This is a genomic window from Thermacetogenium phaeum DSM 12270, assembly GCF_000305935.1.
GTDB classification, from domain to species: domain Bacteria; phylum Bacillota; class DSM-12270; order Thermacetogeniales; family Thermacetogeniaceae; genus Thermacetogenium; species Thermacetogenium phaeum.
On record NC_018870.1, the window covers coordinates 1,341,396 to 1,354,329 of the forward strand.

A 12,934-nucleotide genomic window follows, 5' to 3' on the forward strand; every position below is an offset into this window, starting at 1 on the left:
ACTATTATATCCGGTTGACTTTGAACATGCCAATATCATTATTTATGGGAGCTATTTGCGCTGTAACATTTTTTAACTTCAGTGTAAACAGCTTATTTCTCGTTACTTTTCGCCGTTCCTTTGTTCTTCTTCTTTGGGGTCAATTTTACCAAAACGCCGTTTGCCCATACCCACAAGCAGCATAAAACCTGGCTCATGCCTGGGTAAAATATTTTCACCATTCCCCGCAAACGTTCTATTCATCTTTACTTCCGGTCATCACAATTGGCCCTTATGAATAACTATACAGATATGTATAAATAACCATCCTCAGGCGGTTAATATACAGCTTTGCATAAATATGCATAATGAGGGATTGCGAAAAGTTTGTGGACAAACACTTAAGCATACGGTTATAATGCTGTCGTGAAGGGGATTGTGAAATGTTCAACGTAGTTCTTTACGAACCAGAAATACCTCAAAATACAGGAAACATTGCCCGGCTCTGCGCAGCGACCGGGTGTCGTCTGCACCTTATCGGTCCTCTTGGTTTCTCTCTGCAGAATCGCTATTTGAAGAGGGCGGGGCTTGATTACTGGGATATGGTTGATGTTTATTATTACGACTGTTTTGATGACCTGAAAGCTAAACACTCCAAAGGAAGATTTTTTTATGTAACGACCAAGGGGAAAAGGTTTTATACCTACTTTGATTACGAGCCGGGTGACTTTTTTGTTTTTGGGAGCGAGACAAAGGGGTTGCCGGAAAAGCTCTTGGCTGACAACAGCGAATTATGCGTCCGCATTCCTATGGTTCCTGCAGCGAGATGCCTGAACCTGTCGAATTCCGTTGCGATAATAGTTTATGCTGCCTTGTCTAAACAAAAGTTTAGAGGCTTAAGCTAATATTAAGAAAGGGGTATTTTTGTGAAAGAGCAGGGAAGACTGCAGCGCAGTTTTTGGATCGAGCTTCTGGAGCTGTATGATGACTTTATGAAAACAGGGAAAACCGACCGGCATACTCTGGAGATGCTGGAGAAAGCCGGTCTTTTAACGGAAGGGACGATGATCGGCAAGGAATTATTGGAAGCATTTCCTCATCTCGAGTTTAAGGATGTGGAGCAGCTCGTCAGAAGAGGCATCAGGGAAAAAATCGTTGAAAATATCAGGCGCTCTAGAGACTGAATTTACTCTGGTTGTTCTGCACACGAACACTTTTATGGTCTTGACATTACCTGCAGGTTCGGGATAAGATTAAATAAGTGATGGGCGTGTAGCTCAGTTGGGAGAGCACCTGACTCGCATTCAGGAGGTCACGGGTTCGAATCCCGTCACGTCCACCAGTATAGAACAGAGTCTCCTGAAGGAGACTCTTTCAATTTTTGGTTGAAATAGTCACTATCAGAGCAGATGGAAGTCAGAACTGGCCTTCCTTGCTGCTTCTAGGGCTTCAAGGAATTCCTTTCGGGTGATCCTTCTATCAATTTCAGGGTAGCGATGGGCGAGATAGGTGGGATAGTACTGCTTCATAATGTTAATCCATGAATTGGGGGAGACCTCTTGGGCAATAAACTTCATTAAATCTGCTGTGCCTGCTACTCCACCCGGCATTACCAGGTGACGGATAAGCAGTCCTTTCAAGGCAACACCTTTTTCATCCAGCACCAATTCTCCTACCTGACGGTGCATTTCCTTGAGAGCATCCTTGGCAACCTGCGGGTAATCGGATATCCGGGAGTACTTAAGCGCTATTTTTTCATCGGCATACTTAATGTCCGGAAGATAGATGTCTACAATTTGATCTAGCTTCCGCAGCACCTCTAGTCTTTCATATCCGCTGCAGTTATAGACCAGGGGTAAATTGAGGCCGCGCTCACAGGCTACAAGCAGAGCATCTAATATTTGCGGGATGTAATGAGTTGGAGTAACAAGGTTGATGTTAACGCACCCTATCCTCTGGAGTTCGAGCATTATTTCTGCAAGCTTGCCAGTATTGACGGTATATTTGTACTTTCCCCTGCTGGTTTCGAAGTTCTGGCAGAAGACGCAGCGCAGGCTGCAGAAGGCGAAAAAGATCGTTCCGGAGCCTCCTTTTCCGACAAGTGGGGGCTCTTCGCCGAAATGCGGCCCATAATCTGAGATTTCCGCATTCCTTCCGGCACCGCACTCACCGCGCTCGCCGGATATTCTGGATGCGCCGCATTTTCTCGGACAGAGCCTGCAAGGCTCCAGTAGCTTCTTGAAATCAGCAGTTCGCCGGGCCAACTCGCCGGTCTGATAGAGTTCAAGGTAACCCATATTCATCCGATCGCTTTTTTATAATCGAGTCCAGCGCACTCGACTGCGACCATTGTTACTCCTTTCCGGATTTCTCTCCCCTTATTGTATCTAAAAACTATTCTAAATCCATACCGGAATCTGTGACTTTAAGCTCTTTTGGAAGGATTTCCTTGTCTCCTGAGAGAATGTCTACTTAGCGAATAACGGGGTAGATTAATAATAAATTTTATAAAGGAGTGTTTTTCATGAATGTTCTGGTAATATACTCCCATCCGAATCCGGCGAGTTTTAATTCGGCTATTTTAGGGGTAGTAAAGGATGAGCTCGCCAGAAGGGATGTTTCGGTAAAAGTTAAGGACCTTTATGCCATGAACTGGAATCCGGTATTAAGCAACTTCGATTTGGAGCAGATGGCGGCTGGTATGGTACCCGATGACATTGCCAGGGAGCAGGAGGATGTTTCCTGGGCCGACTTGTTGATCTTTATCAGCCCGGTCTGGTGGTATTCTGTTACCGCAATAATGAAGGGATATATCGAGCGGGTGATGAGCCTTGGATTCGCCTATGAGGAGACAGATCAGGGAGCACGTGGGCTGATGCAAGGCAAGAGGGCGCTTTTTATCACCACTTTAGGCGCCGATGAACAGACTGCCCGGGAAACCGGCATGATTGATGCTTTAAGAATATCGCTGATCAATGGTTTTGGAAAGTACTGCGGTTTTGATGAAGTGGTTTTTAGGGGTTATTACGCGGTACCTTTGGTTTCCGACGAGGAGCGCAAAAAGATGCTGGAGAATGTGAGATTGGTGGTTACCAGTATGATTTCCTGAGAGAGGAGATAATTAGTTTTCCCGGGAGTAACAGATTTTCTACTGTGGAGTCGCCTGCTTTGAATATTGAATTGAATATATTATTAAACAAGATGAGGGGAATGCCTATGGATACCAAACCAACAGCAGGATACAGCGCAACGGTAAGGATCGAATACCCGAATACAGTGGGAATGCTGGGCAAGGTGACATCAGCCATCGGAATGGCCGGCGGGGATCTGGGGTCCATTGATATCGTCTCTATCGACCGCAATCTGATCACAAGAGACATCAACTTTTATGCCGCCGGTACCGAACACATTCACCAGATTGTAAAAGAGATCAAAAAAATTCCCCATATTACGATCAAACAGGTAACAGATAGAATATTTGCCGTACATCATGGTGGAAAAATTGAGACCAAGATAAAGTATCCCATCAACAACCGGGATGACCTTTCCCTTGTCTATACCCCCGGAGTAGCCCGGGTTTGCCGGGAGATACATGAAAATCCCAAACACGTTTACAACTATACCATAAAAGGTAACACGATCGCTATTGTTACCGACGGCACCGCTGTTCTGGGGTTAGGTGAGATGGGCCCATTGGCGGCACTACCGGTGATGGAAGGTAAAGCTATGCTCTTCAAAGAGTTCGCCGGTATCAATGCCTTTCCTATCTGTCTGGACACTAAGGACCCTGATGAGATCGTTAGCATTGTTAAAAATATCTCCCCTGTTTTCGGCGGCATCAATCTTGAAGATATTTCTGCGCCCCGTTGTTTTGAAATCGAGGAAAGACTGCGTGAGGGGTTGGATATACCGGTTTTTCATGACGACCAGCATGGAACAGCCGTTGTTGTTCTGGCAGCTCTTTACAACGCTTTAAAAATCGTTAAAAAAGACCTCGGAGAGATTAAAATTGCCGTATCTGGTGCCGGGGCCGCCGGAATTGCCTGTGTCAAATTGCTGATCAGCGCCGGTGCGAATCCCAAAAAAATAATTATCGCTGATAACTGGGGCATCATCTACGAGGGCCGTCCCGATGGGATGGATAAATACAAACAGGAACTGGCCGCGATCACCAATCCAAAGAAGGTGACCGGTACTATTCATGATGCCGTTGAAGGCGCCGATGTTTTCCTTGGAGTTTCGGTCGGAGGCCTTTTAACAAGAAAAGATATTATCAAGATGGCCAAAAACCCAATTGTTTTTGCTCTGGCCAATCCGGTACCGGAGATATCTCCGGAAGAGGCACAGCCCTATGCCAGGGTGGTGGCTACTGGAAGATCGGATTACCCTAATCAGATCAATAATGTCTTGTGTTTTCCCGGATTCTTTAGAGGGCTTTTAAACGCCCGGGTGAGAAGGATTACCAGGGGGATGGAAATTGCTGCCGCTCAAGCCCTGGCGAGCCTTATCAAGCCCGATGAATTGAACGAAGACTATATTATCCCTTCGGTTCTTGATCGAAGGGTACAGCTTGCGGTTGCCCGGGCTGTGGAAAGGGTTGCCAGAGAAGAATGGTGAATTGGTCGGTTCCGGTTTAATATTCTTCGCTTCACTCTAGCTGATGGCTTTAGGGAAAGTATCTATCGAGTAGGAGGGGGCGGCTAGCCCCCGTCCTCTCACACCACCGTACGTACCGTTCGGTATACGGCGGTTCACCAAGCTTGACGATGCTTTGGGCCGGAGGTTTGCCGCCGGCTACCTTCAGATTCCGCCTCGCGACGGACACCCTTGCCTTAAGCTACGGCTACTGCTACCTTCGCCATTCGGGACTTGCACCCTAGAGACAGCGCCCATGCCGGGCGCACACGAAAAAGGCAATTTCCAAAAAAGGAAGTTGCCTTTTTTTTGCGAATTATTATTAGGGAGGTGATAGAGGCGGTCGCTATGCCGTCGTAGTTCTTACCATGCCTGTATGGAAATTTCGCAATACATCAATATCATATACTGATCGCGGTCTTTTAGAATGTGTTCTCGCTGCCAGAGGCCTCCGCAGAGATGACCTACAGGTATATCCTGTTTCACCTTTTCATCTCCCGGGTATGGATGCTGTGGCGCGCAGGCTGGCCAGGGCGGCCGCAAAGAGAGAAAAGGTGCTGGTTGTAGGGGATTCCGATTGCGATGGGGTATGCGGAACCCTGATTATGACCCGTTTTCTCACGCGATGTGGTGCGAATGCGCGCCCATATATACCGGCACGCCAGGATGAAGGGTATGGGATTCAACCCTCTCATGTGCGGCGTGCCGTGGACAATGAGTTTGATCTTATTGTGACCGTTGACAACGGCATCTCGGCCTTTCAGGCAGCGGAGACTGCGCGAGCGCTTGGAATCGATCTCGTCGTTACAGACCATCATGAGCCTCAGGGAAAGCTTCCAGATGTGCCGATTGTCGACCCAAAACTGCCTGGCTCCGTCTGTTACCGGGAGTATTCGGGAACAGGAATTGCCTATCTTACATGCTGGGCTGTTGCCAGAATATTGGGTGTTCCTGCTCCAGAAGAGTATCTCGATCTTGTTGCTCTGGCTACGGTTGTAGATGTTTGCCCTCTTACTGGTGAAAATTTTTCTCTAGCGCGCCGTGGCCTTCTCCAGATGCGGGCCAATCTGCGCCCAGGATTGCAGGCTCTGCTGAATGGGGGAAAAGGACTCCCAATTACCGGGCGAACCTTAAGCTGGATTTTGGGGCCGCTTATTAACTCGGCAGGGAGGTACGGTAACCCCCTTCTGGCCTATCGACTGCTTTCAGCCCGGACGGTGGAGGAGGCGGAACCACTCGCCAGAGAGCTAAAGAGGATCAATGCCGAACGCAAGAATATGGTTGAAGCAGTCAGCAAAGAATGTCTTGCCAGGTGCGACGGCTCGGCCTTTCCCCTGATTGCGTCACCGGACTGGCCTGAAGGGGTTATCGGCATTGCGGCCGGGAGGCTGGTTGAGGCTGTGCTCAGGCCGGCGGCAGTTGGCGTCATTTGCGGAAAAATTGTTCGTTTTTCGGCGCGTTCCATCGGAGAATTTAACCTGACTGCGGCTTTGGAGGAATGCCAGTCTCGCACTAAAGCCTTAAAGGCCTTCGGTGGGCATAAGCTTGCTGCGGGATTTTCAATCGACTATGCAAATTTACACCTCGTAAGGGACACCTTGAACGATATTGCCAGGAGCCAGCTGCAGCCTGAGGACCGGGCCCGGTGGATCGAGATCGATGCCAGACTCGAGGCAGTACCGACTCCGGCTGAAGTGGAGCGTCTTGATTTCTTGGAGCCTCATGGAAACGAAAACCCTGAACCCACTTTTTATGTGCATGACCGTGCCGTTAATGTCAGAAGTGGTGCGGGGTGGTTTCTGGTGAGGCTAAATTCGGGATTGAAGTTTTTCACCTCCCAGCCTGTGGAGGCCGGGGAGAGGATCCATACTGCTATATCCCTCGCAGTTGATGTTTATGATGGACATAAAGAAATCATCGGGCATGCCGTGGATGTGCGCACCTTTCTCTGTGCCCGGGATAGCCTGATGCGCCAGTATATGTTGTGGAGACGGGGGAAGGATATCTCCGAGTGGGCAGAGCGGATCTTCAGCGAGCTTGGCCTTGAACGGACAGGTTTTAATGCCAAGACAAGCCTTTTCTTGAGCCCAACCTTTTTACGTTTTGGTGCCGTCAGATCCGGTCAGGACCTATAGAAATGTTCCCGGTAATTACCTAAGTGATGTGTAAAAAGAAAGCTTATAATACAAATGCTGAGGAGGAGATTCAACGATGGCAATTTGGAAGTGCGGGGACTGCGGATGGGAAAAGGACACCCGGTGTAAACCTAAAAAGTGTGGATCTTGTGGGGGGAGCAACATTAAAAAGAAGGAGTGAGAATAAGGGTAGCTATAAGGCTACCCCTAAACATTATCAGCTTCAGGAGGAACAATTAATGAAAGCAGGGGAAACCAAATTGATTGGTCTTCAAGAAGCACTGCAACTGGAGCGCAAAAAAATAAGCAGTCTCTACAAGCAATATGCAAATCCCGGCCTGGCCACGATGCTGGGCTTGATTAACTTCGACAAGAAGTTCGTGCGCGCTGAAGGGGTGCGTGTCTGGGATGATAAAGGGGATGAATATCTGGACTTTTTAGGCGGTTACGGTGCCCTTAACTTTGGGCACAACCATCCCCGCATCGTCGAGGCTGTGCAGCAGGCTGCGGAACTTCCGAATCTTCTGCAGGCAGCATTGGGTACCCTCTACGCCGCGCTTGCCCACAACCTGGCCCAGATAACTCCCGGAGAGCTTTCCCGCTCCTTTTTTGGAAACAGCGGAGCAGAAGCGGTTGAGGGTGCTTTAAAGCTGGCGAGGGCGGCTACCGGAAGGAAGAGGATCATTTACTGTGAGGGCTCCTTCCACGGAAAAACTCTTGGTGCTCTCTCGGTTACGGGCAAGGGTAAATACCAGGACCCTTTTCGTCCTCTTATTCCCGGGTGTGAGTCTGTCCCGTACGGTAGCGCTGAGGCTCTGGAAGATAAACTGAAGGATGGAGATGCAGCAGCCTTCATCGTTGAACCCATTCAAGGGGAGGGAGGTGTTTACGTACCGGAGCCAGGGTATTTGAAAAGGGCCAGAGAAATATGTAGCCGCTACGGAACACTATTAATAATCGATGAAATTCAAACCGGCTTCGCCCGCACAGGTACGCTCTTTGCCTGTGAGCAAGAAGGGGTCGTGCCCGACATCATGTGCCTCGGAAAATCGCTTGGCGGAGGTATCATGCCCATATCTGCCTTTACAACCACGGAGGAAATCTGGGACCGGGCATTTGGAGGATTTGAGAGGTGTACCCTTCATACTTCTACTTTCGGGGGTAATGCTCGCGCCTGTGCCGCGGGAATTGCCGCCATCCAGGTTATGCTTGAGGATAAGCTGGACGCCGAGGCGCGGGAGAAGGGTGCCTACCTGATGCAGGGCATGAAAGAATTGCAGCAAAAGTATCCCTCCTTTATCAAGGAGGTGCGAGGAAGAGGGCTGTTGATCGGCGTGGAATTCAACCGCTTTTCAGGGGGAATTCTGAACAGGGTTACCGGAGGCAGGCTCGAGAAGATCGTTGATGAATATCTGGCCGCCCTGGTGGCGGGGGAGTTGATGAATAGATATCATATTATTACTGCTTACACACTCAACAATCCTAATGTCATCCGGTTTGAGCCACCTTTGATAGTCTCTCGGGAGCAGCTTGACTATCTATTGGAAGCCCTGGATGATATCTTTAAGAAGCACCGCAGTATCTGGGGGCTTCTCCTGGCCGGTGGGAAGAATATCTTGCTGAAGTAGCCTTTGAAAGCGGCTCAGACTGTAGCTTGGTCCGATTTTTTGAGTTTTTGAGATAGATAAGCGCCTCCAGCCGGAATCAGCGGGAGCAAGAAAGAAGCCGTCAGGGTGAGACAGAAATAGAGGGGTATTCCCAGCAAGCTGGTGCGTGGTAGCAGGGGGTAGATGGGGGAAAGGGGGGTTTGCCAGATCTGAATGAGAAAGTCGAAGGCATCGTTGGCAAAGGGCAACCTGTTTCCTGCCATAATAATAAGTGTAATTATGATCCCGGGAAGCTGGCTGAAATAACCGGCCAACAGGGTTGTGCGGAGCGGTTTGAGAAACTTTTCGGTTCGGCGAAAACCCACCCAGAAAAGGATAGCCGCATAAGCGAGAGGTCCGCCGATGGAGAAGCGGTTGAACGTCAGGAGCAGGGGAGTAATCAAGATAAAACAAATGTGGAGCCCGAACAACTTCTTAATTAAGTCCGGAAGTGGACGTGCTGTCTGCCTCATTTATTGCTGTACCTCCGATACGGCGATGATCTCTACATTGGGGCTGTGAATAAAAGCATCGGGGAGAACCCAGTAAAAGTTAAAGGGATCGAGATCAATCCCCTGTTTGAGATAGGCAAGCCAGATCAGCTTAGAGCAGTACCAGAGGCCGTTTTCCGTTTTCGGGGTCAGGATGAAGAAAGCTCCACCTACCTGAGAGCGGCAGTAAGAGACTGCTGCTTGTTTCTGGGCAGGGCTTGCTTTTACTCTGAGAATCGCTGCCCACTGGTAATGCTGATAGGCGGTGGGGGGTTCCAGGTAAATTCCGCTGGCTGTATACATGGTGACAACCTGGTTGTTGCCGATGTATAAACCGGCATGTGTATAACGCCCATAGGAACCACCGGGATTTCCTCCGAGAAGAATATCCCCGGGTTCGAGCAAAGATAAATCCAGATTATTCGGGGTGCCCCCGAAATTCCCGGTGCCGAAATGGCCTCTCCCTGCAGAAGCAAGCAGCTGTATCCACAAGGGAGGATATTCACCCTTTGTTTGGTAGTAGTTTTCTATTTTTTTCGACACGTGACAAAGGATGAGGAGAAAAATTACAATAAACAAAAAAACGAATACCTTACTCCGCACTGCTTCACCTCATGACTGAACCTGAATAGTATTATGGTCAGGTTTTTGAAGATTATAAAAAAAAACGGGTATTGACATTTTATAATAATTGAACAGTAAAGCAACCAAATAATGAAAAATTTAGAATACTCAAAGCAAGGAAGAGAGTTGATTACAATGCATTTTATTACGTTAATTACCGGTCTGGCGACCGGGTGGTTAAGCGCTCTTCTCGGCATCGGCGGTGGTGTTATTTTAATTCCGGCAATGGTATACCTGTTAAAAATTCCGGTACAACAGGCAGTGGGTACATCATTGATGGTAATCATCCCGACTGCTGTTGTGGGTGCCTGGAAACATTATAATTTAAATCATGTAAATTTAAAATTTGCCTTGCTTTTGGCCATGGGAGCGGTGGTCGGTGCCTATTTCGGGGCTTTGACTACCTCTTATATATCCGGCGAAGTGATCCGGAAATTATTTGCTGTTCTTCTATTGATCACGGCAGTGCGCATGTTTATTTCTTAAAGTTCGTGATGACTGCTGCCGAGGGTGTTCCGGGAATATTTAAGGTTTTCCCTCTGAAAAGTTATTCTACGACAGAACGGAGGATAGTCAATTTTACCGTGACAATCACATTCCAGTGGATACGGTCGTGGACACGGTTGTGTGGGTTATTGACACTAAAAAAAGGCATGTGTTATACTCTTTAACGCAAGCAGAAGCCACTCGCTTCTCACCCTGGGGCGAGAACTGCTACCAGGGTAATGATGAGGGATTGTTTTGGATATGTAAGGCGGGTGGGCCATACCATCCGCCTTTAGGTGTTTGGGAGACCTTGAGGAGGTGGCGGATAATTAACAAAGATCTGCGGGTCAATGAAGAGATCCGTGCCCGGGAGGCTCGAATAGTTGGCAGTGACGGCCAGCAGCTGGGAATTATGCCAGTCAAAGAAGGCCTTCGCATTGCAATGGAACAGGGCCTTGACCTTGTCGAAGTAGCGCCCCATGCAAAACCCCCGGTATGCCGGATCATGGATTACGGTAAATATAAATATGAACAAAGTAAAAGAGAACGGGATGCCCGGAAGAAGCAGCGGGTTATTAATATTAAAGAACTAAAGATCAGACCCGGCATTGAGGAGCATGACTTTCAAGTAAAAGTGCGAAGTGCTCAACGATTTTTAAGCGACGGTGACAAAGTTAAAGTGACCTTGATGTTCAGGGGGCGGGAGATCTCGCACGCCGAGTTAGGGCATAACCTTTGCATGAGGTTTTATCAGCAGCTGGAAAAGCAGGCTATCATGGAGAAAGAGCCGAGGGTTGAAGGAAGAAATATGATTATGATCCTGGCGCCGAGACCCCAGGAACAGGTGAAAGGAGACTAAGAAATGCCGAAGATGAAAACGCACCGGGGTGCAGCCAAAAGGTTTAAACGAACTGGAAGCGGGCTCTGGAAGCGTGCCAAAGCCTATAAGAGCCACCTTTTGGCCCATAAGCCCCAAGACCGTAAGCGCCGCCTCCGCCGACCGGGGCTCGTGAGTGCGGCCGACCAAGGGAGACTAAAGCGGCTACTGCCTTACCTGTAACAGTGAAGGAGGTTGTTGTTCATGGCTAGAGTAAAGGGCGGACCCGTAACCAGGCGCCGTCATAAAAAGGTTTTGAAGCTGGCGAGGGGTTATCGCGGTGCCAAGAGTAAACTCTTCCGCGTGGCTAACCAGCAGGTGATGAAGTCCCTGAATTATGCCTATATACACCGGAAACTGAGGAAGCGAGATTTTCGGAAGCTTTGGATTACCCGGATCAATGCCGCGGCCCGCATGTACGGACTCTCCTATAATAAGTTTATGAACGGTTTGAAAAAGGCCGGGGTAGCCGTCAACAGGAAGATGCTGGCAGAACTTGCGGTCAACGATATTCAGGCATTTGGAAAACTGGTGGAACTCGCCAGACAAAAGCTGGAGAGCTAAGGGGAGTTTCTTCCAAGAGGCACGCGGTGTATCCGTAAGAAGTGGTGTTTTTACTGGCCGACGGCAAAACAGGAAATGGCGTAGGATTAGCGGCGTAGGAAAAGTATGGTTTCTTCAGACCATACTTTTTTGTTCAGCTGAACCGGGGACGCCACCTCCATTTTCCGAGGGAGTTGTGCTAATTACATGTCGGTGAACCAAGGGGGTAGCGGTGACTCCTTTAACGATTAATACCGTAAAACAGGCAGTACGCTTGGCGCGTGAATTAAAGAGAAGAAGACACCGGGAAGCTACGGGGCGTTTTCTCATTGAGGGGATCAACTTTGTAGGGGATGCCCTCCAGGGGGGGGCAGCTATTGACTGCTTGCTGATGACGGAGAGAGTCCGGCAACGAGAAAAAGGCAGGATTATTCTGCAGCACGCCCTTTCCCGGGAAATTCCTTTTTTCTTCGTTAAAGAGGAAATCCTGGACAGGCTGGCCGATACCGAAACCCCCCAGGGAGTGCTTGCTATCGCGCCTAAGCCGGTATGGGACGAAAATGAGGTGATCGCTGCTGAAGAAGCTCTACTCCTGGCACTCGACGGCATACAGGACCCGGGGAATCTGGGAACGATTATCCGGTCCGGCGACGGGGTAGGGGTTAACGGTATTTTTCTGGGGGGAGGAACGGTTGATATCTACAACCCCAAGGTTCTGCGGTCAACGATGGGGTCCGTCTTCCGTGTACCCGCTTTCCCCAAAACCGAACTGCTGCAACTGATCCGGAAACTGCGCGAGAGGGGATTTTTTGTTGTAGCTGCAGACCCACGTGCGGATATCAAGTATTATCAGGCTGATTTTCGCAGAGGGCGCTTCCTGATTGTAATCGGGAATGAAAGCCGCGGTATCAGCCCGGCGCTCCTGGAGCTGGCCGACCTCAAAGTCCGCATACCCCTTAAGGAGGATGTTGAATCTTTAAATGCTGCAGTGGCAGCGGCATTGATCCTCTTTGAGGTTCTCCGCCAGCGGGACACGATCGAAGATTTAAGGCGAATACAAAAGTAGGGGATTTTTGGGCAGCTGGTTCCGGTATGGCCCGGAGGGCTTGCTATTGTCGAAAGAAAGGCCTTATGATATAATGCATCTGAGGTATTTAATTCGTCTCCGTAAAGGAGCGTGAGGCAAGTGTCTCTATCGGCTCGCTTCTGTTGGATGATCTTCAAGTATACCGGGTCACCGCGGGCATTTCTCCTTTACAGGAGATTTCTCATGCATTAATCCGGTTTATCCATACATCCTGAATACAGTAAAGGCGATGACCGGGAGGAGTAGGAAGGGTAAAGGGTTCTTTCAGGGAGGTCATGCCGCAGACTGAGAGTGCGACCAGAACCCTCTTCTGAAGTTCGCCCGTAAGCTGCACCGCTGAACGCCTTAAGGCTATTAGGCGGTGCCGGTTAACCTGTTAGAGTTAGAGCATTTGGTTACCCTAAGAGAGGGCCTCTGCGGCCAAGAAGGGT

General features: G+C 49.2%; 16 protein-coding genes and 1 tRNA gene. 13 read left to right on the plus strand and 4 right to left on the minus strand.

The window, feature by feature from the left end; all coding sequences use genetic code 11:
• Positions 1-102 precede the first annotated feature (102 nt).
• On the minus strand, positions 103-243 hold the full coding sequence (locus tag TPH_RS15415) for a hypothetical protein (protein ID WP_155990779.1): 141 nt from the start codon (positions 241-243) through the stop codon (positions 103-105).
• Between the two features lie 179 nt (positions 244-422).
• Between TPH_RS15415 and trmL the strand changes: the two genes are divergently transcribed.
• The 3 genes from trmL (at position 423) to TPH_RS06630 (ending at position 1,321) form a co-directional block, all read left to right on the plus strand.
• On the plus strand, positions 423-884 hold the full coding sequence (gene trmL / locus TPH_RS06620) for a tRNA (uridine(34)/cytosine(34)/5-carboxymethylaminomethyluridine(34)-2'-O)-methyltransferase TrmL (RefSeq protein ID WP_015050417.1): 462 nt from the start codon (positions 423-425) through the stop codon (positions 882-884).
• 21 nt (positions 885-905) lie between these two features.
• The gene (locus TPH_RS06625; RefSeq protein ID WP_015050418.1) at positions 906-1,163 is read left to right on the plus strand and encodes a hypothetical protein; all 258 of its coding nucleotides are present in this window, start codon (positions 906-908) and stop codon (positions 1,161-1,163) included.
• A gap of 82 nt (positions 1,164-1,245) precedes the next feature.
• Positions 1,246-1,321 (plus strand) — tRNA-Ala (locus tag TPH_RS06630).
• Between the two features lie 58 nt (positions 1,322-1,379).
• Here TPH_RS06630 and TPH_RS06635 read toward each other — a convergent pair.
• Positions 1,380-2,276, minus strand: a complete 897-nt coding sequence (locus tag TPH_RS06635; protein ID WP_015050419.1) for a radical SAM protein — start codon at positions 2,274-2,276, stop codon at positions 1,380-1,382.
• Positions 2,277-2,503: 227 nt separating this feature from the next.
• Here TPH_RS06635 and TPH_RS06640 point away from each other — a divergent pair, with 227 nt between their 5' ends.
• The 5 genes from TPH_RS06640 (at position 2,504) to TPH_RS06655 (ending at position 8,377) form a co-directional block, all read left to right on the plus strand.
• Positions 2,504-3,088: an NAD(P)H-dependent oxidoreductase gene (locus tag TPH_RS06640; RefSeq protein ID WP_015050420.1), complete on the plus strand. Its 585-nt coding sequence runs from the start codon at positions 2,504-2,506 to the stop codon at positions 3,086-3,088.
• 107 nt (positions 3,089-3,195) lie between these two features.
• Positions 3,196-4,596, plus strand: a complete 1,401-nt coding sequence (locus tag TPH_RS06645) for an NAD-dependent malic enzyme (protein WP_015050421.1) — start codon at positions 3,196-3,198, stop codon at positions 4,594-4,596.
• Between the two features lie 530 nt (positions 4,597-5,126).
• Complete coding sequence (locus TPH_RS06650) at positions 5,127-6,749, plus strand: single-stranded-DNA-specific exonuclease RecJ (RefSeq protein ID WP_028991000.1); 1,623 nt, start codon at positions 5,127-5,129, stop codon at positions 6,747-6,749.
• Between the two features lie 76 nt (positions 6,750-6,825).
• Positions 6,826-6,930 carry an RCKP-type rubredoxin-like domain-containing protein gene (locus tag TPH_RS16500; RefSeq protein WP_015050423.1) on the plus strand — a complete coding sequence of 35 codons (105 nt, stop codon included), beginning with the start codon at positions 6,826-6,828 and terminating at the stop codon, positions 6,928-6,930.
• A 58-nt stretch (positions 6,931-6,988) separates the two neighbouring features.
• Positions 6,989-8,377, plus strand: a complete 1,389-nt coding sequence (locus TPH_RS06655; RefSeq protein ID WP_015050424.1) for an aspartate aminotransferase family protein — start codon at positions 6,989-6,991, stop codon at positions 8,375-8,377.
• Positions 8,378-8,391: 14 nt separating this feature from the next.
• On the opposite strand, the gene TPH_RS06660 is transcribed toward TPH_RS06655, so the two are convergent.
• The gene (locus tag TPH_RS06660; RefSeq protein ID WP_015050425.1) at positions 8,392-8,868 is read right to left on the minus strand and encodes a hypothetical protein; all 477 of its coding nucleotides are present in this window, start codon (positions 8,866-8,868) and stop codon (positions 8,392-8,394) included.
• A complete protein-coding gene (locus tag TPH_RS06665) occupies positions 8,869-9,378 on the minus strand; it encodes a YiiX/YebB-like N1pC/P60 family cysteine hydrolase (protein ID WP_148275871.1) in 510 nt (169 codons plus the stop codon).
• A gap of 222 nt (positions 9,379-9,600) precedes the next feature.
• Between TPH_RS06665 and TPH_RS06670 the strand changes: the two genes are divergently transcribed.
• The 5 genes from TPH_RS06670 to TPH_RS06690 all read left to right on the plus strand — a co-directional run bounded on the left by TPH_RS06670 (position 9,601) and on the right by TPH_RS06690 (position 12,482).
• Positions 9,601-9,996: a sulfite exporter TauE/SafE family protein gene (locus tag TPH_RS06670; RefSeq protein ID WP_081578623.1), complete on the plus strand. Its 396-nt coding sequence runs from the start codon at positions 9,601-9,603 to the stop codon at positions 9,994-9,996.
• Between the two features lie 310 nt (positions 9,997-10,306).
• Entirely contained in the window at positions 10,307-10,855 is a 549-nt protein-coding gene (infC, locus tag TPH_RS06675; protein WP_028990999.1) for a translation initiation factor IF-3, read from the plus strand.
• A 3-nt stretch (positions 10,856-10,858) separates the two neighbouring features.
• Positions 10,859-11,056: a 50S ribosomal protein L35 gene (rpmI, locus tag TPH_RS06680; protein WP_015050429.1), complete on the plus strand. Its 198-nt coding sequence runs from the start codon at positions 10,859-10,861 to the stop codon at positions 11,054-11,056.
• 21 nt (positions 11,057-11,077) lie between these two features.
• Entirely contained in the window at positions 11,078-11,437 is a 360-nt protein-coding gene (rplT, locus tag TPH_RS06685; protein WP_015050430.1) for a 50S ribosomal protein L20, read from the plus strand.
• A 253-nt stretch (positions 11,438-11,690) separates the two neighbouring features.
• On the plus strand, positions 11,691-12,482 hold the full coding sequence (locus TPH_RS06690) for a TrmH family RNA methyltransferase (protein ID WP_158502667.1): 792 nt from the start codon (positions 11,691-11,693) through the stop codon (positions 12,480-12,482).
• The last annotated feature ends 452 nt before the right edge of the window (positions 12,483-12,934 follow it).